The organism is Hymenobacter setariae, assembly GCF_007713685.1.
Lineage (GTDB): Bacteria > Bacteroidota > Bacteroidia > Cytophagales > Hymenobacteraceae > Hymenobacter > Hymenobacter setariae.
Genome location: NZ_VMRJ01000005.1, coordinates 253,590 through 272,933, shown reverse-complemented (window position 1 = coordinate 272,933; position 19,344 = coordinate 253,590). Strand labels below are relative to the sequence as shown.

14 protein-coding genes are annotated in these 19,344 nt (G+C 61.5%); 2 read left to right on the top strand and 12 right to left on the bottom strand.

Annotation, left to right across the window (positions count from 1 at the left end):
- Positions 1-14: 14 nt before the first annotated feature.
- The 7 genes from FNT36_RS19770 to FNT36_RS19740 all read right to left on the bottom strand — a co-directional run bounded on the left by FNT36_RS19770 (position 15) and on the right by FNT36_RS19740 (position 11,882).
- On the bottom strand, positions 15-1,082 hold the full coding sequence (locus FNT36_RS19770) for a DUF6687 family protein (protein ID WP_144851293.1): 1,068 nt from the start codon (positions 1,080-1,082) through the stop codon (positions 15-17).
- A 123-nt stretch (positions 1,083-1,205) separates the two neighbouring features.
- Positions 1,206-6,800 (bottom strand): T9SS type A sorting domain-containing protein, encoded by a 5,595-nt coding sequence (locus tag FNT36_RS19765; protein WP_144851291.1) that lies wholly within the window; start codon positions 6,798-6,800, stop codon positions 1,206-1,208.
- Positions 6,801-6,842: 42 nt separating this feature from the next.
- Positions 6,843-7,877 (bottom strand): right-handed parallel beta-helix repeat-containing protein, encoded by a 1,035-nt coding sequence (locus FNT36_RS19760; protein ID WP_144851289.1) that lies wholly within the window; start codon positions 7,875-7,877, stop codon positions 6,843-6,845.
- A 219-nt stretch (positions 7,878-8,096) separates the two neighbouring features.
- On the bottom strand, positions 8,097-8,432 hold the full coding sequence (locus FNT36_RS19755; RefSeq protein WP_233636090.1) for an HNH endonuclease: 336 nt from the start codon (positions 8,430-8,432) through the stop codon (positions 8,097-8,099).
- 138 nt (positions 8,433-8,570) lie between these two features.
- Entirely contained in the window at positions 8,571-9,755 is a 1,185-nt protein-coding gene (locus FNT36_RS19750) for an acyltransferase family protein (RefSeq protein ID WP_144851287.1), read from the bottom strand.
- Between the two features lie 33 nt (positions 9,756-9,788).
- Positions 9,789-10,403, bottom strand: coding sequence for a hypothetical protein (locus tag FNT36_RS19745; protein WP_144851285.1), 615 nt, complete (start codon positions 10,401-10,403; stop codon positions 9,789-9,791).
- A gap of 87 nt (positions 10,404-10,490) precedes the next feature.
- The gene (locus FNT36_RS19740) at positions 10,491-11,882 is read right to left on the bottom strand and encodes a lipopolysaccharide biosynthesis protein (RefSeq protein ID WP_144851283.1); all 1,392 of its coding nucleotides are present in this window, start codon (positions 11,880-11,882) and stop codon (positions 10,491-10,493) included.
- A 209-nt stretch (positions 11,883-12,091) separates the two neighbouring features.
- Between FNT36_RS19740 and FNT36_RS19735 the strand changes: the two genes are divergently transcribed.
- Both FNT36_RS19735 and FNT36_RS25670 read left to right on the top strand, forming a co-directional pair.
- Positions 12,092-13,132 (top strand): GumC domain-containing protein, encoded by a 1,041-nt coding sequence (locus tag FNT36_RS19735; RefSeq protein ID WP_233636089.1) that lies wholly within the window; start codon positions 12,092-12,094, stop codon positions 13,130-13,132.
- Positions 13,133-13,173: 41 nt separating this feature from the next.
- Positions 13,174-14,697: an O-antigen ligase family protein gene (locus FNT36_RS25670; RefSeq protein ID WP_233636088.1), complete on the top strand. Its 1,524-nt coding sequence runs from the start codon at positions 13,174-13,176 to the stop codon at positions 14,695-14,697.
- On the opposite strand, the gene FNT36_RS19725 is transcribed toward FNT36_RS25670, so the two are convergent.
- The 5 genes from FNT36_RS19725 to FNT36_RS19705 form a co-directional block, all read right to left on the bottom strand.
- Entirely contained in the window at positions 14,641-15,201 is a 561-nt protein-coding gene (locus FNT36_RS19725; RefSeq protein ID WP_144851279.1) for a hypothetical protein, read from the bottom strand. The two genes, FNT36_RS25670 and FNT36_RS19725, sit on opposite strands and share 57 nt — an antisense overlap.
- On the bottom strand, positions 15,198-16,448 hold the full coding sequence (locus FNT36_RS19720) for a PP2C family protein-serine/threonine phosphatase (protein WP_144851277.1): 1,251 nt from the start codon (positions 16,446-16,448) through the stop codon (positions 15,198-15,200). Before FNT36_RS19720 ends, FNT36_RS19725 begins: the two co-directional genes overlap by 4 nt.
- Before the next feature lie 134 nt (positions 16,449-16,582).
- Complete coding sequence (locus FNT36_RS19715; RefSeq protein ID WP_233636087.1) at positions 16,583-17,668, bottom strand: ABC transporter permease; 1,086 nt, start codon at positions 17,666-17,668, stop codon at positions 16,583-16,585.
- Between the two features lie 3 nt (positions 17,669-17,671).
- A complete protein-coding gene (locus tag FNT36_RS19710; RefSeq protein ID WP_144851275.1) occupies positions 17,672-17,929 on the bottom strand; it encodes a hypothetical protein in 258 nt (85 codons plus the stop codon).
- Positions 17,930-18,030: 101 nt separating this feature from the next.
- Positions 18,031-19,344, bottom strand: a complete 1,314-nt coding sequence (locus FNT36_RS19705; RefSeq protein WP_262712184.1) for a glycosyltransferase — start codon at positions 19,342-19,344, stop codon at positions 18,031-18,033.

The following is a 19,344-nucleotide window of genomic DNA, read 5'->3' as shown; positions in this document are numbered from 1 at the left end:
CAGTACTGCGCGGCCTACCTAGGGCGCTCATTGGCGGCACGCACCTCGGCCCAGGTCCAGTATTTCTTAGGTTCGAGACCAGCGTAACCTTTTTGCAAAAAGGCTACTACCTCACTTTCTACCGTGCCAGCGGCCAGCGACGAGGCGTAGATGGGTCGCCCGTCGGGGTCGGCGTAGCGCTCGGCTTTGGTGAGGGGGCGGCCGCTCAGGCGCAGGAGCGGGCCGGTGTCGGTGAGCTGGTCGGCGGCCCAGCGGTAGTTGCTACGTTCCAGCTCGTTGAGGCGGGCGGCTAGAAGTGCCAGTGCCAGGCGCGGCAGCGTGGGCCGGCTCTCTAGGTCTATCCAGGTGGTGTATTTGCACTCTAGCTCGTAGCGCTGGCCATCGTAGAGACTTAATACCCAATCGAAACCAGCCGTAGGGCCAAATAGCGCATAGTAGGGCAACGGCGCGGGCGTGCGCACGACCACCAGCCCTAGGTCGGGATATTCGGCACGCTGGGTAAGCGGGCCTTGCAAAGCGGCAGCGGCGGCTTTTACTCGCTCATACTCGGGCGCCCAGGCGGCGCGGCCAGCTTCAGGGTCGAGCAGAACTTCGGCGAAGCGCGGCAAAAACCAGGCGAATTTTTCGGCCGAAGCCTCGTCTTCGCGCCGGCGGCGGGCGGGCGCGCCAAAGGGCTCGTAGAAGTGCGTTTTCTCCTCGGCGTTGAGCCAGCACACTAGCTTGAGCGCATGGTCCGCAAGGGGATGTTGCCAGTCGATTTCGCGAAAGTCGCCTAGGGTAGCTACCAAGCGCAGCAGCTCCTCATGGGTCAGGGCCAGTTCGGGATTCAGCAAGGCCCATACGCCCACAAAACCATCGATATCAAAGTGATTGGCCGTAACGGCTTGAGCTTCTAGGCCCGGCGTGGCGGGCGCGTGCAGGGCGCGCAGGCACGAGCCGGCGCTGGTATCGTCGCGCAGGGCCTCGGGGGTGGCGGCCCCGCGCCAGTGCGCCAGCGTGAGGGCGGCGCCCAGGCCGGTGCTATCGACCACGATAGTAGGCTGGCGGCGAAGCTGGGCAAAGGGCACAAAAGAGCGGTTCATACACCAAAGAAAACACGCAAAGGCGGCTGCCCGGCCTCGACTGCTCCACTAGGAGAAAGCCAGGGCAGACAGCCGCCTTTTCACGTTTTGTCCTGCTTCGCTGTGCTCAGCCTGACCGGCTAGCTACTCGCGCGTCAGGCGCTTGACTACCGTACCCTGCGGCGTGAACACGAGTACTGAGTACATGCCGGCTGCTAGACCAGTGAGGTCGAACTGCTCGCGCAGAATGCCGGCGCGAGGCTGCGCGCTGCGCTTCAGCACCACTTGGCCGAGTGTGTTTATAAGCTCTACCTGCACGCTTCCAGCGCCGCTTAGTCCGCTTATTTCCAGCGTAGTGCTGCTGGTAGCAGGATTTGGGTAGAGGTGCGTGGCCGCTTGCAGCGCGCCGGGCGCCAGGCTGAGCACCCCATTGGTTTCGAACCACAGGTAGAAGCGTTGGCCGGTATAGCTGACACTCATCGAGAAAGAATAGGTCGGCGTCAAACTCAGGTTGTGGCGCGTGCCTAGCTCCCGGTCTTCGAGCCACACCTGCATGCCGGCGGGCAGGTTTAGCAGCTCGGCGGCTTGCAGGGTGTGGGCGCCGCTGTGGCTCACGCGCACCCCGAGCGGCAGGCTAGGCACGGCGGCCAGGCTGGGCAGGGCGTTAATGGCCAGCTTATCGGTGCCAGCCGCGCTCCAAAGCGATGGCACGCCATTGACATTGAGCTGCACCTTATAGGCATCGTGGGCCGGGTCAAAGGCGGCCGTGGCGGCGGGCTCAGCGTACACCACGGCTTCATCGGCCAGACCAGCCGCGCTCTGTACTCGCAGGCGAACGAGCGGGCGGGTAGCCACTGCCACGGCTGCCGTGCGGCCAAAGATGGGGTTGCTATACCCTTGGCTGCGGGCAGCGGCTGGCAGCTTCAAGGTGGCCATAGCACTGGTGGCCCTGATGAAGAAGCCCTGCATGGCGGCGATATCCTTGCTACCGCCATTTTGGCCCACACCGTTTACGTAGCTGCGGTAGGTGCCAGTGTAGGGGCCCGAGGGCACGTACACGTACAGCGCTCGGTCGATGTCGTCGGTCATGGGCACGAGGTCCCAGTCGAGCGGCGACGGGAAAGGGTTGCCCAGCAGGTTCCAGCCGGCCTCAGCTAGCGGGCCGCGCGTGAGCGAGTAGCTTACGTCGGTGCTAGCCAGCGTGCCGCTGATGTCCACCACCGTGCTAGGGGTAGTTTGGGCCGAGTAGCCCCGGCCGGGCGTCAGGTTGTCGGTGGCAGCGGGCACCATCCAGCCTTGGTCGAAGGTAGGAGCCGCGGTTGTCAGACGCTTTTCATTGTACTGAAACAGCGTAGGATAAGGCCATACGCCGTTACCCTGGGTATTAAAATCCGGGTTTACATTGAAGTCCGGCACGTCGTCGGCAAATTCCTGCACCGTGGCCGTGCCCGTCTGCATGGGCGACGAATAGTGCCGGTAGCCCGTGGTAGTCGCGCCCGTAATAAAGCGCTCCATGGTGGCGCGGCCCGTGACCACGCCGCCCCCAGCGGGGTTCACCACCATAGCCGTGCCGCTAGCATCGGAAAGCAGCGTGAGGTTGCCGCCCGAAGCTAGGTTGCCGGCCGGGAGCGTGAGCACGTGCCGCACGCCCAGCGGACTGGTCAGTGTGACCCCGGCAGTGTTGTTGATTGTCAAATCATACAGCCGCAGCGCGCTGGTGCCTCCCAGTGTTTGGGCGGCACTGCCACCGCATACCAGGGCGCTGCTGCCGGGCGCCAGGGTGCCATTGGCCGTGAGGTTGCCGGTGAGCACAAACTGCGCACCTAGGGTCAGCGACGCGCCGCTGGCAATAGTAAGGTCGTGGGCCGTGCTGCCCAGGCTGGTTAGTGGGTAAGTGCCTAGGCCGGCCGGAATTACCACATCGGAGGTAGCCGAGGGCACGGTGCCGCAGCTCCAGTTGGCGGCGGTGTTCCAGTTGGTGCTCACGGCTCCCGTCCAGGTGTAAATATTGGCCGCGCCGATGATGATATTCACGCCGTTGTCGGTGCCCACGGTGGCGGGCTGGCTGCCCACTACCCGAATGCGGTAGCCGGTGCCCGGCGCCGTGCCAGCCGGAATAACGGCCGCAATAGTGCCCGCGCTAGTGCCGCTGAGCGTACCTAGGCTCACGGGATTGGCGAAGCTGCCGCCCGCCGCCGATAGCTGTACTGTGAACACATTGCCCGCCGCAAAGCCATTGGCCGTGAAGGTCACGTTTAGGGCCGTGCCGGCGCAGTAGCCCCCAGCCACGGTGCCCGTCTGGATGCTGGCCGCTACTGGCGCGGCATTTACTTCCACTAGCACGCTCACGGTGGTCGAGCAGCCGTTTAGGGCTATTGTTACCGAATAGGTGCCCGCATTGGCCGTTGTGGCGCTGCCGATAGTTTGGTTGGGGCCGGTAGCGGCATAGCCGTTGGGGCCGGTCCAGGTATAGGTGGCGCCGCTGATGCCGGTGGCCGTGAGTGTGAGCGGCGAGCCCACCGCCACCGGCGAGTTGCTGCCCGCCGAGGCCGCACCAAGGTTGGTAATAGTCAAGCTACTGCCATTGTCATTGCTGACAGCCACCGGACTAGAGCTAACGAGCCGGATGCGGTAGCCCGCACCACTCGCCGCCGAGGTCGGAATACTAATACCTAGGGTGCCCGCGGCAGCCGTCGTGCTCACCGCACCAATGCTGGTGGGCGAGGCAAACGAGCCGTTGGCATCGGAGAGCTGCGCCGTGAGCGTATTGCCCGCGCCAAAGCTCGGCCCGGCGGCTGTGTAGCTCAAGGTGTAGCCTTGGCCCACGCACAGCGGCCCACTCAGGGCACCTAGGGCTATGGTCGTAACGGGGGCGGCCGGCGTTACCGCTACGTTGGTTGAGGCGGTGGCGGTGCAGCCGGCTGCATTGGTAATGGTGAGGGTGTAGGTACCCGACTGGTTGGGCTGGGCATTGGTCAACGTCAGGTTTTGGGTGGTGCCCACAACGGAGCTGCCGCCATTGGTGTACGCCGCCACCCACACGTAGGAGTTGCCGGCTACGGCCGGTCCCCCGTTTAGCACGATGGTACCCGACTGCGCCACTGGCGAGTTGCTAGTAGCCGTGACGGTGGGCGGAGCATTCAAGGTCAAGTTGCTGCCATTGTCGTTGCTGACCAACGCTGGCGTGGAGCTTACCAGCCGAATGCGGTAGCCACTGCCCGGCGCCGTGCCCGCCGGAATAGTAACGCTGAAGCCGCTGCCAGCAGTGAGCCCGCTATACGCCTGCGTGCCGAGGCTAATCGGTGTGGCAAACGAGCCATTGGCATCCGAAAGCTGGGCCGTGAGCACGTTGCCGCTCGGGAAGGAGTTGCCCGTCACGGTAAATACTAGGGTACGCGAGCTGCCCAGGCACAGCGGCCCGCTAAAGGTGTTCAGCGCCAGAATGGGGTCGGTAGAGGTTTGTACCGCCACATCGACGTAGCTGCTGTAGGTGCAGCTCCCTAGGGTCACGTTCACGGTGTAGCGCGTCACGCCGGGCGTGGTGGTGCTAGTAGTGAGGTTTTGCTGGGCCGATAAATAGCCCGTGCGCGACGAATACCAGGCATAGGTAGCGCCTGGGTAAGTGGGCGATACCGCAAGGGCAATGGGCGCCCCGTTGGCCACTGTGGTCGGCCCAGTAGCCTGGCTCACGGGCGCAGTATTGATGCTGAGGTCCGCGCTATTGGGAGCGCCCGTCACGCTGGGGCTGGAGGCCACCACGCGCACCTGGTAGCCGGTGCCGGCCGGGGTATTCAGCGGAATGGTGCCCGTTACGGTGCCACCGCTGGCCGTGATGTTGGCCGCAGTACCTAGCAGCGGTGCATTGGCCGCGAACACGCCATTAGCATCCGAAAGCTGGAAATTATACGCGTTGCCCGCGCTAAAACGAGCAGTATTAGTGCTGAATGGCACCGAGATACTTGTGCCGGCACAGAACGTGGCCGGCGACACCGTGCCCGTAGCAATAGCTGCCGGGTAGAGGTAGCTAGCCCCCGAGCAGGCTGTGCCGCCCGTGGTAGTCACGCAAATTTGCCCGTCGGTGCCCCCGGCCGGGGCCGCCACCGTGAGGCTGGTGCTAGTGTTGTTGGTAATCGGCCCGGCCGGCGTGCCGTTAAACGTCACGGCCGTGGCCCCGTCGAGGTTGGTACCCGTGATGGTCACTACCGTGCCGCCCGGTCCTCCCGCCGGCGTAAAATTGGTAACAACCGGCACCGGACAGGTACTGGTAAAGAAATACGCCCCGGCGCTAGTCACCTGAATGCCCTGCGCCAAGCTAGGCAAGGTCAAGCGCAGGCGTAGGCCACGCACGTTGGCCTGCGGTGTAGCCAGGGTGCGCACAATGCTGGTGGGCGTGGCCTGGTTGGCGGGCAAGGTGGCCGAGTAGGTATCAATGGCACTCCACGTGCTCAGGTTGCCCGACGCTTCCACCGTCAGCACGTAGTTGACAGCTGTGCCGTTAGGGTTGCGCAAGCTCAGCTGCACTTCCGAAATGGTGCGCAACGTAGCACCTAGGTCCACCTGCGTGTAGTAGTTGCTGAAGAACGACGCCGAGTTGGCCGTCACGGCCGACCCATTGAACAGCTGCTCGCTGGCCGCCTGCGAAATGCCGTTGCCAGTGTAGCTGGCAGCAGGCTGGTTGGCGGCGTAGTTGGGCGAGTTGCTGCAGCCGCGCTTGGCAAAAGGTCGGCTCAGCACCTGGCTCCAGCGGCCATTGGCGTCGCGCACTCGCACAAACAGCCGGTGCTGGCCCTCGGCCAGGGCGCTGGCATCGGCCAGCAGGTTGAGGTTGGTGAGGTTGGTGCTGGGCGTGGCAATGGGCACATTCACCCCCAGCCCGTAGCCGGGGTCGGTGTCAAAGAAATACTCCGCCTTGTTGAGAGTGGGCACGTTGGCCACGCTGGGGTCGTCAACATAAAACAGCCGGTCCTGGGTTTGGCTCCACTTGCCCGCCGCGTCTTTCACGCGGTAGAACAACGTGTGAAAACCTATCGGCAAGGTACCTAGGCCTACCGTAAAGCTCGCACCCGTGGCATTGGTGCTGCCCCCCGTGATGGGCGCGCTGCTGCCTTTGCCATAGCCAGGGTCGGTATCTACAAAGTACTCTATGGCCGCCAAGTTGGCGGGCGGCGCGGTGGTGGTGGGCGGCTCTACGTAAAATATCTGGCGGTACGTCTGGCTCCATCTACCCTGAGCATCCTTCGAGCGCACGCTCAGCGCGTGAAAGCCCGGCGCAACGCCAGTCAGGCTCACCGTAAAAGCTACGCCCGCCGCATTGGTGCCGCCGCCCGCCATGGCCACCGCCTTGCCTGCCCCGTAGCCGGGGTCGGCATCCACAAAGTATTCGGCCCCGGCCAGCGCCGGCACCGGGGTCGTGCTCGTTACTGGCTCTTTGTACAGTATCTGGCGATAGGTTTGGCTCCATTTGTTGGTGCCCGCCCGCGAGCGCACAAACAGCGTATGAAAGCCCGCCGACAGCGGCGCGAGGCTCACCGTGAAAGGCAGGTTGGTGAGCGTAGTGGCCGGCGTGGCCGGCAGCGCCACGGCCGTGCCCTGGCCGAGGCCGGGGTCAGTGTCGAAGTAGTATTCCACCCGGTCGAAGCTGGGAGGGGTTTGGGCGTGCAGGGGCGCAACAGCTCCCACCACCGCCGCCAGCAGCACCAGGCCTAGCCCAGTGTGCCGTATCAAGCGCAGCAAGTCCATAAACAGACGTGGAAAAACACCCCGTCAAGGGCGTCGTCATGTTTAGTTGTTAGAGCGCGTGCTGATGGTGGCGTTCAGGGTATTACCCGACACCGACTGGTTGTACTGGTAAATCGTGGGCACGTTGGGAATGCCCGCAATGCGGTAGGGCAGCACACCGCCAAAGGCGCCCACATCGGTGCCGCTCTCGCCGGTGCCGATGGCCGGGCTGCCCGTGCGCAGCTGGTACGCCCCATCGGTCGAGGCCGTGCCACCCACAAATAGGTTGGCGGGCGTCACGTTTTGCTGGTTACCATTGGCCGTGCCAAAGGCCGTGTTGCCGCTAATATTGTAGCTGTAGGCGTTGTTGCGAGGCGTGAAGACGGGGCTTGTTCCGGTGTATGTTATGATGTTGTTTTTGATAACGGCGTTATCCACATCAATGCCGTAGCCGCTGGTGCCCGCCAGGGTGCCAATGACGTTGTTGGAGATGAGAATATTACTCATCCGTGCAAACTGCCCTGAGGTGCTGATGCTGCCCGTATTAAATATATTGTTGGTGATGTTGACGTTGCTGACGGTCGTGTTGGTATTAGGATACAGGTAGAGGTAGCCAGTAGCATAGTTTTGACGGAAGATGATGCCGCTGACCGTGACAGTGTTGCCGTTGTATCCGATATAGGTAGTGTTTAGGTTATTACGCTCTACCGTAATATTACTGGCGGTGATGTATATAGTACTATTGATAGTACAGCCCGTGATGCGCGACCCCGCGCTACCGTTATTAAAGTACACGGTGCCTACAATCGCCTCGCGCTTGTCGAGCTGCAAGGCAGGGTTTTGGTCCAGAAAATAGCCGTTGCCGATGATGGTGAGCGGGCGCACGCAGGTAAGGTTGCCGTAGGAGATACTGGTGGGCTCCAGGTAGATGATGTCGCCTGAGCTGGACGCATCGTGGGCATCTTGCAAGGTGGCGTACACGTTGACGCCTGTCACGTTGAGCCCGGAGTTATTGACGCGGCGGATGGTTTGGGCCTGGGCGGCGCAGGTGCAGAGCAGCAGCAGGGCAGCGAAGAGGGAAGTAAACGTGTTTTTCATAGGGTGGAGAGAGTTAGGGCAGCAAGTGTGCCGTTGGTTAGGATTCACAAATATTTATTATTTATTATATATAAAAAATACCTAATTATGGGTATTCTTTTAGTGCGCTTCCAATGGGCACCTAGGGCCAACTACCACCCACCAAAACGCGCAAGCCCAGCCATTTACAAATGACTGGGCTTGGGTCTCATCGATTTAGTGCTACGCCGCACGCAGGTACTATCCCCTGCCCCGCCGGTTGCGAATCTTCTCGACCTTGTTTTTGCGAATCCAGCTTAGGTAGCCTTGCAGCTCCTCGGCGGCGCGCAGGGCCTCCACGGTGGCGTACTGCCTGGCGAGCTCGCGGTTGGTAAGAAAGCGGTGCACGCTACTGTGGCAAGGTTGGCACAGGTCTACGGTGTCGCCGTAGCGGCCGCCTTCTTCGCGGGGCACTAGGTGGTGGCGGGTGGTGTGCTGCACAGCACGCTCGCAGAGCCCGCAGTGGGTGTCGGCGGCGCGCTGGGCGCGGGCAGTAGCTTCGGCGGCGGCTTGGGCAGCCTGGCGGCGGCGCAACATAGCTAGTCAGGTTCTTATGCAAGGGGCACCGCTACCGGCAGCGGGCTAGGGTAATAACCCTATTTAGCCGCTGAGAGTTGCCATTTGTGTAGGAGCGAGCAGCCACACGGCAGGTGGGTTGCGCCTATTTGCTAGCGCTTACTTTTTGGCGAGCAGCACACTAGGCTTTAGCGGGCGGGTCGGCACGTAGAAGTAGCGATGCAGTGGCTCCTCTATCAAGTAAAAAGTCATGATAGAGAGCACGATGGCCGCTATAAACAACACGATGGAATTGGGCACAAACTGCCCAGACAGTTTTCGCAGTAGCCCGTCGTGCAACAAGTAAAACGCATAGGAGCTTTTGCCTGCTACTTGCGCCACCTTAGTTTCGAGTAATGTCCTAAACCAGGTTTGCTCGCGCAGCAAGCCCACCAAGAGGAGCGCAATACCTGGCGGCAAAAGCAGATTATTGACTGCAATAGCAGCGTAGGTGTGCAGGCCGTTTGCATCGCGCGGATGCTGCCACTCGACCTGGGTGATGGCAACGGTGCATAGGATAATCCAGAGCCCACCTCCTACCGTTAGCCAGCCGCCTTTGGCATTTGCTTGGGGTGTTTGCTTGAGGTAGTAGGCCACCGCCATACCGCATGCAAACTCGCTGCACCGCCCAAAAAAAGTACAGTTCAGCATGAACCGTAGCGAGTCAAGCAACCCATAAGAATAAAACGGCAGTTGGGCACAAACTGCTACCAGCAGAACGCCTAGGCCGAAGGCGGCTACTGGATAAACAACTAGCCGCCTTGTGCGCTGCTTAACAAAAAGCAGAACTACCGGCACAGAAATGTAGAACAGCATTTCTACCGTAAGTGACCAAGCCGCCGCTACTCCCGTGGCTAAAATAAACCGCGAGAACAACGCTTTGAGCAAGGTAAGATTGGCAACTACAGCCAGCAGCTTGCCGCTCAGCGGCAGCTCTTGCAGCATGTGCGAGTTGTAGCCGCTAAGTGCGGAGAACTGCACCACCAGCGTAACCACGGTGATAAGCAAATACAGCGGATAGATACGGGCAAACCGGTTTTGCAAATAGGCCTTGGCCCAGGTCCAGCTTGGCGCTACCGAAGCAGCATAGCGCTGCGCAATAAGAAACCCACTGAGCACAAAGAAGATGGGCACACCTACGTGCCACTGCTGCACAAAGTGGTTGGCCCACTCTAGCACTGGCCGGCCAGCGCTGCGCGTCCCCAAGGGGTTTAGGTGATGCCAAAAGATGGTGTACGCTGCCACGGCCCGGAGGCCGGTCAGGGCCCGGTAGTAGTGCGTCTTCGGGGCTACGTCACGCCTCATCTTGCCGATAGAAACCAAAATAGGAGCGGCCTTCTACCCGCGCACGATGCGCATAAAGGGCACGCTAGTATCGGGCAGGGGACCTAGGAGATTGGCCAGCGCTTGCAGAAAGCGGCCCGCAGTATCGGGCCGGCCAGCGGGCGGGCCGGGGGCGTGGTGGCGGTGGTGCTCGCCGCGCCACTCGCCCAATACGGTGGGGGTGCCCGCTTCGTCGGGGGTGCGGCCTAGGGTTGCTTCGAGCAAGAAGTAGCGCGGCAGGTCTTCGGGCAGGCTGGCGGCGTCATCCGCTTCCTCGTCGGGTTCTTCCAGGTCGTCTATCGGCGATGGGCGCCGCTGCTCGGCCAGTAGCAAGTCGGTATCATCTTCGTACACAATGGCTACTAGGTGCGCCTCGCCGGTGGCCTGGGGCGTGGGCAGCTGCACCAGCGCCGTAGTGCGGCCAGCCACCTGGTGCCAGCTTAGGTGCAGCCCGCGGGGCGCCACGCGCTCGCGAGGCGGCAGGCTTTCGGCGGCCTTGTCCCACACATAGAGCAGGAGTTCGCGGGCCAGCAGCGGGTCGGCCAGCTCGCGGCGCACGGCGGCCGGGCGCCGCCACACCAGCTGCGGCAGCAGCGTGTGCACAAAGTGGGAAGGATGCGGACGAGCCATTCTTTTAAGTAGCAAGGAGCAGTGAGCAATGAGCAGCCCAGCGCAGTACCTAGGAAGGGCAAAAATACGCGCCTGGCCCCACCGCTACTAGCGCGGCAGTAGCCGCCGCAGTTCGCGCCAGCCCACCAGCCCGGTGCCAAAGAGCACTGGCACAAACGCCACGGCCATTGCGCCTGCTTCGAGCCACCAGCTGAGGGCTAGGCCCCGGCGCAGCGCATACCAGCCTCCGCACAGCAGCCCAAAAGCTAGCGCCAGCTGGGCCAGCATGCGCCACGGCACCGCCACCGGCGTGCGCCGAGCCACCACCCACACATAGCTCAAGGATACTACTACGGCACTAATCAGCGTATTAGCAGCAGCAGCTATTGCGCCGTAGCGAGGCAGGAAAAAGAGGTTCAACAGCAGATTGAGCGCGATACTGAGGCCAATGAGCCAGCTCACCACATTTTGGTGGCGCGTGCTGGTGAGCAGCGTGCTATAGATGGCGAAGAAGGCGTGCACCAGCACATTTAGAAACAGAATCTTGCTGCATAACACCATGCGCGCCAGTTCGGGCGCCTGGCTGCGGCTGAACTGCCAGAACAACACCTCGCCCCGAAACAGCACGAAGGCCACCGCAAATAGCAGCGGAATGGCGACCACGCGCTGCCCCAGCCACAGCAGCTGGCGCAGCTCGCGCGGACGCGCCCCAGCGTGGGCAAAGCGAGCAAAAAACAGCGGCAGTATTGTCCAGGCGTACATCATAACGGCATCGAGCCAGCGGTAGGCGGCCGCGTAGTAGCCGGCTTCCTGGGCCGACGATAGCCGCTCGAGCAGCACCATGTCGACCCGCTCGTTGATGCCGTAGAGCAACGCAATGAAGGCAAATGGCAGGCTGCCTCGCAGCAGCTGCCCGGCCGGCCCACGCTGTGGCCAGCGGTGGGGCAGCCGCCCAAACAGCCGCCGCAGCAGCCCCAAAAACAGCACCGCCGTGAAGGCCGCCGCCGCTAGCCGCGCCCCTACATACGTGCTCAACACTAGGCCATTGCCTACCAGCAGCCCCACTACCAGCCCTAGGGTCAGCAATTTCTCAAATACCGACAGTAGCGCATCGGTGTTAAAGTGCTGGCGCGCTTGCACTAGGCCGCGCAAAAACAAGCCGTACTGCGTCAGCATTAAGGTGCCGCCCACCACTAGCAGCAGCAGCAACTGCGGGCCGCGGTAGCCTAGGGCCGCGCCTAGCGCCAGCAGCGCCAGCAGCGCGCCCCCCGTGAGCAGCGCCCGCAGCGGCAGCAGGGTCGGAAAATGCTGGTCGGCAAACTCGGGCTCGGCCGCTAGGCGCTGCACCGTGTACTGGGTCAGCCCTAGGTCGGTGAGGGTGGCTACTATCACGGCCAGGGCCGAGCAGGCCGCCACCAGGCCAAAGGTGGCGTGGCCCAAACGGTTCTGCACCAAGTTCTCGACGAGTATCCAGCCCGGCTTCACGAGCAGATTGAGCACGATGGCGAGGCCGATGCTGCCTAAAAACCGTTTGATAGCTAGAAAAAGTTAGATGTTTTTTACCCGAAAGCACAAAGGTAGAGCGGCGAGCGGCGGGTTATCTTTGCCCGCCACTGCCTAGGCTGCCGCATTTTCTGGGGCCAGGCAAGTGGTTGTCTTTGTTTGCTGCTATGGTGCGTGCCCCCCAATCTCGTTTTTCCCCCGCAGGTTTGCGGACCATCTTTGACCGTTGGAAATACCTGCTGGGCCTGGCTCTTGGGTTGGCTTTGGTAATAAGCACGGTGGTAGCACTCTCGATGCCCGACATCTACAGCTCGGTCGCCATCTTCCTCCCCTCCTCCATACAAGGTGCTGACCCCGACCGTTTGGTCGATGTAACCAGAGGCTCGGCCAGATTGGAAGTCGGCGCCCGCGCCGAAGACCTCGACCGCATCCTGTCCATTGGGCAGTCGCTGCCAGTGGCCGAGCTGATGATTCGCAAGTTTAACCTCTACCAGCACTATGATACTGGCAAGCCGGGCAGCGATGCGGTCGAGAATAAAACGCTCCGCGAATTTGCCAGCAACCTCAGTATCATCCACAACGAGCGCGACGCCATTGAGCTCACCTTTCAGGATGAGGACAAGCAATTGGCCGCCCGCATTGCCAACGCGATGGTCACGACCATCGACTCCATCAACCAGCAGCTGACGCTGGAAAACCGCCGCAACGTGCTGCAGCTATACCGCCAGAGCTCGACTAGCCTAGGCCGCTCCTATGAGCAAAGCCGGCAGGCGCTCATTCGGGCTCGCCGCCGCTATGGCGTATTTGGCATTAAGGAGCAAGGCCGCTACTTGGCCAAGGAAATCATCGAAACCGAAAAAGAGCTACGCGTAGCCGAGGGCGGTGGCCCCGGCAATGCCACTGCCCTGCGCCGGGCGCTGCACGCCCTCACCAGCGCCGATGGTGGCAACGTCATTAACCTAGAAGGCTGGACCGCCGGCAACGACTCGGTGACACTGGCCAGCGACCGCCTAACGGATATCCAAACGCGCTTTATTGCGGCCCGCGGTGCCTATGAGCAGGCCGAAATTGCGCTGCGTAGCCGCGTGTCGTCGCTATACCTGGTGCAAAAGGCACAGCCCGCCACGCACGCCAGCAAGCCGCTACGCCCGCTCATCATTGTGGGCGCGGTGCTGCTGACGCTTGCGCTGTCGGTAGTAGCCATTCTGCTGCTAGAGCTGTTTTGGCGCCGCCCGGTGGCGGAGTAGTTTTCGCGGCCGTCACCCTCCACTTTCCATTCTGATTTCTAATGCGCCAGCTGCTGCTTCGCTTTCGCCCAACCGACGCTTTGCAGTGGGTGTTCCTAGGTTTCCTAGGATTGCTGCTGCTGGGCGGCGCCCTAGCTGGGTTATTGCAGCAACCGGCTCTGCTACTGCCTGCATTGGCCGTGCTAGCGGGCGTACTGGTGCTGGCCGAGTGGCGCTGGCTGTACTACGGTTTGTTTTTGACGCTGCCCTTCACGCTGGAAATTCCACTCGTGGGGGGCTTCCGTATGGATGTGGCTTCCGAGCCCTTCATGCTGGCACTCACCGCCTGCGTGCCGCTGGCGCTGCTGCTGGGGCCGGGGCACCTGCGCCAGCTGCTCCCCCGCGAGTGGCGGCACCCGCTGCTGCTGCTGCCGCTGCTACTCATTGCCTGGGCCACGTTCGATATCATTTTCTCGGTCGATAAGCTCAAGTCAGTCAAGTACGTGCTGGCCAAGGTGTGGTATTATGTACCCTTTATGGTGGGCACGCTGCTGGTAGTGCGCCGCCCGGCCGATTTTTGGCGCGTGGCCACCTGCTACGTGGGGGCTGCCACCGTCCAGATGCTATTTTGGGTCATTCCGCGCCACGCGCCCCACGGCTTTAGCTTCGGTGCGGTAAATGGCGCGGTGCTACCATTTTTCCGCAACCACGTCATTTACGCGGCTATGCTGTCGCAATTGCTGCCCTTGGCCACGGGCCTAGCCAGCCAAGCTACTAAGCGCTGGCAGCGAAAAGCGTGGTATTGGGCAGCAGGCATCCTCTTTTTTGGCTTGCTCACGTCCTACACGCGAGCGTCGTGGCTAGCAATACCAGCAGCGGGGTTCTATTATGTTGTGCTGCGGTGGCGCCTCACGCGCCTGCTGCTAGTCGGCTTTGCGGCGGCAGTTGTGGGCACGGCGGTCTTCTTTGTGCAGGAAGACAATTTTATGCGCTTTGCGCCTGACTACGAGAAGACTATCTGGCACGGCGACGACTTTGGGGCCCACCTAGCCTCGACCTACAAGTTTCAAGACGTGTCGGGCATGGAGCGTGTGTACCGCTGGGTGGCCGCCGCCCAAATGATTGCCGACAAGCCCCTCACTGGTAGTGGCCCATCTACCTTCTACCCCGAGTACAAGCGCCACACCATCACGGGCTTCCGCACCTACGTGAGCGCCAACCCCGAGCGCTCGACTACGCACAACTATTTTCTGCTCATGCTAGCCGAGCAGGGGGTGCCGGGCTTCGTGCTGTTTTGTATTTTGCTTTCCTCGGCTCTACTCACTGCCGAGCGCCTCTACCACCGCAGCGCCACCCGCCCCGAGATACAGCGCATTGTACTGGCCGTGGCGCTATCGCTGGTCATTATCATCTTCCACTTGTTTCTCAACGAGTTGATAGAAGTTGATAAAGTTGGCTCGCTCTTCTTGGTTGGCCTGGCCGTGCTCATTCGAGCCGGCTCGTGGCTGCGGGAAGATGATTCTTCTACCTCAACGGTTGGGGTACTGCCTGGGCAGCCCCAGCGAGTCGGGGCGCCAGCCGAGTAGCCTGCGGGCCCGGGCGCGAACCGCAGTTTCGTGCACCTGCTCATTGAGCATACCTAGGCTGGCCATAAAAAGCATTCCATGCTTTTTATCCGTTTTCTCCAGTAGAATGTAGCTGCGCTTACCTAGCCAATACCAGCTATTAGGCAGCGTGTCAGGCTGGGCCGGACCGTACTGCGCACTCAGCAATTGATAGGCTTGCTGGACAGCATCGGCCGAAGTTAATGTCTTGTCAATACCGATAAACCGGTCTGCTCGGAACCAGTAGGTGCTCGGCGCCCCTAGGCCGCCCAATCGGGTGGTATCATTAGGCCGAACGAAGAGCGTAGTTACCCGCCAGCGCTTACCTAGGCCATTGAAACTAGGATTTAACTTTATGGTGGAAGCAGCTGGCTCCTCAAATCGCAATCCTCCTATTCCACCAGCCTCATCGAGCCGGAAAGTAGCTTGCGTTGCCCTTGCCAACAACCCCGCAACTGTCAGCAAGCCAAAAGTTAGCAACTTCACTTAACCCGCAAGCTTAGCATGGTGATGTCGTCGGCAAACTTCTCGCCGCTGGCATTGAAGCGGCGGATATCGCTTAGCAACTCTTGGTGCAGGCGCGACAGGGGCAGGTAGCGGTGGCGGGTTAGCATGCTCAAGACGCCGCTTTCACCGTACTCATTTTGCTGCGCGTCGAACACTTCTGTGAGGCCATCGGTGTAGGTAAAGAGCAGTGAGTGAGGTGGCACCTTGGCTAGGCCCACCTTTAGCATGGGTAGCTTGGGCATGATGCCGAGCATCACGGTGCCATCGTGCAGGCGCTGGGCGGGGCCCCCATCGGGCAACAGCAGGGGGTCGTTGTGGCCGGCGTTCACGTACTGCAACACCTGTGTGCTGCGGTCATAGAGACCTAGAAAGGCTGTAATAAACTTCTCACCGCCCGAATTACGAAACAGCAAGTGATTGAGCTCATGCACGATAGTGGCCAGATTGGTACCCTGGCGCAGTAGCGTGCGCAGGCCCGCCTGGAAGTTAGACATGAGCAAGGAGGCTGGCACGCCTTTGCCGCTCACGTCGGCCACGCACACGAGCAGCCGGTTGGTATCCAGCTCCACTACGTCGTAGTAGTCGCCGCCTATCTCGGTGTGCGGCAAGTAGGTAGCCTGCACTGCAAAGTGCTGATTATTGGGCAAGCTCTGCGGAAAAAGCAGCTGCTGCACCTGCTGGGCAATCTCGATTTCGCGGCGCACGGCAGCTTCCGCCATCATCGAGGCTTCGCGCTGGCGGGCCAGGCGGCGGTTGGCCACTGCCCCAAGCAAGATATTACTCAGCGTTTCCAGGAAGCCTAGGGCCTCCCGCGTCATGTAGTCGGCGTGGGTGGTGCCGATAAATACGAAGGCCTGCACGGCCTCTTGCTGGCGCACCGGCACCAGCAGTTCAAAGCCCTGCCACTCGGCACTGAGGTCTAGCTCTGACACCGGGCAGGGCTGCGCTTGGCAATGCGATGGCAGCGAAGCCAGTGAAAATTGCGGCCCCGCTTGCAACTTAGGCCCAAAACTTGCCTTCAGCCGGAACTGCCTGTCTTCTAGCACATACAGCGCCAGCTGGCGCACCCCAAGCTGCCCAATGAGGGTGAATTGATAAATCTTGTAGAGGTCGGCCTCGTTGGCGTCGTGGGTAATGGCCTGGGTAATCTCCAGCAATGCTCGCAACTCGCGCTCTTTAAAGAAGAGCTGCTTTTCGAGGCTAGCTAGGGCGGCAGTTTGCGGCATAAATGAGGAAGTAGCGAGGAAAACCGACGACTAAAGATGAATCAAATTAATCAGGAAGGCTTAGGTAGAAACTAAATGGATGAATACAATAAAGGACGCACAAAAATACGGCACAGCTGCCTCACGGCCACCGTTTAGCTAAGTTGGGTCTTAGGGTCGAAGGCATCGCGCAGGCCGTTGCCCAGCAAATTGAAGCTTAGTACCAGCAAGCTAATGGCCAATCCTGGTAGCAGCGTGAGCCACAGGCCTGCCTGCGTGCCGAGCAGGTCATAGCCCTCTTTCACCATGAGGCCCCAGCTAGGGGCCGGCGGCTGCACCCCGAGCCCCAGAAAGCTGAGGCCCGCTTCGAGCAGAATAGCCGCTGCAAAATTGCTGGTGGCCAGCACAATGAGCGGCCCGCGCAAATTGGGCAGCAAGTGTGCAAAAATGAGCCGGCTAGTGGGCAGCCCCAGCACGCGCCCCGCCTCGATGAAGGTGGCCGAGCGCAGCCCTAGCACTTGGCCGCGCACCACGCGGGCCACATCGACCCACATCGTGAGACCCACCGCGACGAAGCTAACCCACACACCCTTGCTATCCAGCGCCAGTGAAATGGCAATGACTAGCATGATACCCGGAATGCTCCACACCACGGTCATCAGGCCCAGCAATACGCTATCGAGCCAGCCGCCAAAGTAGCCGGCTAGCGCGCCTACCACCACCCCTAGAGCCAGCGAAATCAGCACCGCCACCAGCCCGATGCCCAGCGAGATGCGCGTGCCCAGCAGCAGGCGGCTTAGCTCGTCGCGCCCAGCTTTGTCGGTACCCAGCCAGTACGTGCGGGTGATGGTTTGTTGCTTGCTGCTTGTTGCTTGCGGGGCGCCGCTGGCACTTAGGGCATCTTTTACCTGCGGCGGCCGGCCGTGCAGCCACACTTGCAAAAGGTTGCCGGGCGGCGGGGCGCTGGGGTCGGGCACCTGGCGCAGGGTAGCAGTGAAACCCGGCGGTTGCTTTTGCAGCTGCACGAGGCCATTGTTGGCATCGGGTGAGGGGTCGGGCAAAATCCAGTAGCCCAGCAGCGCCACCACCGCGCACATAATGATGAAGCCTAGCCCAGCCACGGCGGGGCGATTGGCCCACAGCCGCTGGCGCACGTAGTAACCCGGCGAGCGGGCCGGGGCAGGCGGCACCACCACGGCCGTATCGGGCGCAGCGGGCGCGAGAGTAGGCGCGGCAGCCACGGCCTAGCGGGTGTTGTGTTGAAGCAGGCCCTCTTTGGAAGCCAAATAGCTGGCATCGCGCCCAAGAGCGCCAAAAGAAGTGGGCTCGTAGGCTAGCTCGGTGTCGGGGTCGGGCCAGTAATAGCGCACCAGCCCCTGCTCGAGCAAGCTGCTCAGCTGGGCTTGCAGCTCGGCGGCGGGCAGGCCGGTTCGTTCTAGTAATATCCGGAAGGGGGTGACGAAGTACAGCTCGTCAAGCAAGTCAAATTCGGCGTCGGTCATCGGTAACTAAATAGGCGCAGGCAAGGTGGGCAAAGGTAGCGGCGGCACGGCGTTGGCTGCCCGCCACAAAGTAAGTATACTTAAAGAAGCGACATTGGCGGCTACCGCACCTGGCGGTCCTTCCAGCGATAGCCGCCGCGCTGCCCAGCCAAGCCCACGGCCAGCGCGTAGGGCGCGTAGAGCAGCTGCAGTGGCAACAGCCAAACCAGCCACCTAGGCCGCTGCAACAGCGCCAATACCGGCCGCAGCAGCCAGGCATCGGCCCCGAGCTTGAAAACCCAGCCAGCTGCCACCCATGGCGCAAGTGCCTGCCAGGCCAGGGCCAGTCCGAGGCCCAATGCCAAACTTATATTGGCCCCAAGCACAAGCAGCGCCAGTTGGCGCGGAGCGCTGGTGCGGTAGTGCGGCCACTTGCTGGCCCAGCGCACGCGCTGCCGCAGCAGCGTGCGCAGCGTGGCGGGCGCCGGCGTATCGACCACGGCGCGGGCATCGGCCAAGAAACGCACGCCAGCCGGGTAATGCTGGTGCATCTTGTGCAGCAAGAATTCGTCGTCGCCACTGGCTAGGCCCTGGTTATCGGCGTAGCCGCCTACTTCGTGGAAGGTGCTTCGGCGAAAGGCTAGGTTGGCGCCATTGCACATGGTGGGGCGGCCGCGGGCAATGCACGCTGCCCCCACCCCTACCAGCCCAGCAAACTCCAGTCCCAGCACGCCATCAAACCACGCCCCGCCCGGCGTGAGGCGCACTGGCCCGCTTATAAAATGCAGGTCAGGCTGCCCGGCCAGCAGGTCGGCGTAAGCCACTAGCCAGCCGGGACCGGGGCGGCAGTCGGCATCGGTGCACACCACCCACGGGGCGCGGGCCTGGGCCTCGGCGGCGGCGAGGGCCGCTTTCTTGCCGGTGAGACCGGGCGGCAGTTGCACGAGGCGTACGGACCTAGGTGCCTCGGCAGCTGCTGCTGCTACCACTGCGGCTGTGTCATCGGTCGAGTGGTCGTCAGCAATCAGGACCTCAAAGCAAGCCGCAGGTAGGTGCTGTCTACGCAAAGCTTGCAACAAGCTTGGTAGACTGTCCGCTTCGTTGCGCGCTGCCACCAGCACTGAGAATAAGGGAGTCTGAATAGCCCCAACCGCAGTGCCAGAAGCAGTAGCCTCCGCTATTGTTGAGGCAGCAGGTTTTCCTAAGCCTGCACTATGATGCGGTGTTCCACTAGCAGCTTCTCCTAGCTGATTTTTGTCTAGGCCTCCTAAAGGTATATTGTGGGTACAAGTACTCTCTTTTGTACCAAAAAAAGGTTTGTTTTGAGCACAAAGGCTATCTTTCAGTTCCCTTACCAGCCCTTGCCGCAACCAAGCCCACGCTAGGGCATATAGCAGTGGTACTAGCAGCAATATGGTACCTAGGGCGACGTTCAT

Bases quoted from the DNA above. Each gene is read 5' to 3' on its own strand.
- FNT36_RS19770 (WP_144851293.1), bottom strand. From the start codon at position 1,082: ATGAACCGCTCTTTTGTGCCCTTTGCCCAGCTTCGCCGCCAGCCTACT.
- FNT36_RS19765 (WP_144851291.1), bottom strand. From the start codon at position 6,800: ATGGACTTGCTGCGCTTGATACGGCACACTGGGCTAGGCCTGGTGCTG.
- FNT36_RS19760 (WP_144851289.1), bottom strand. From the start codon at position 7,877: ATGAAAAACACGTTTACTTCCCTCTTCGCTGCCCTGCTGCTGCTCTGC.
- FNT36_RS19755 (WP_233636090.1), bottom strand. From the start codon at position 8,432: ATGTTGCGCCGCCGCCAGGCTGCCCAAGCCGCCGCCGAAGCTACTGCC.
- FNT36_RS19750 (WP_144851287.1), bottom strand. From the start codon at position 9,755: ATGAGGCGTGACGTAGCCCCGAAGACGCACTACTACCGGGCCCTGACC.
- FNT36_RS19745 (WP_144851285.1), bottom strand. From the start codon at position 10,403: ATGGCTCGTCCGCATCCTTCCCACTTTGTGCACACGCTGCTGCCGCAG.
- FNT36_RS25670 (WP_233636088.1), top strand. From the start codon at position 13,174: ATGCGCCAGCTGCTGCTTCGCTTTCGCCCAACCGACGCTTTGCAGTGG.
- FNT36_RS19720 (WP_144851277.1), bottom strand. From the start codon at position 16,448: ATGCCGCAAACTGCCGCCCTAGCTAGCCTCGAAAAGCAGCTCTTCTTT.
- FNT36_RS19710 (WP_144851275.1), bottom strand. From the start codon at position 17,929: ATGACCGACGCCGAATTTGACTTGCTTGACGAGCTGTACTTCGTCACC.
- FNT36_RS19705 (WP_262712184.1), bottom strand. From the start codon at position 19,344: ATGAACGTCGCCCTAGGTACCATATTGCTGCTAGTACCACTGCTATAT.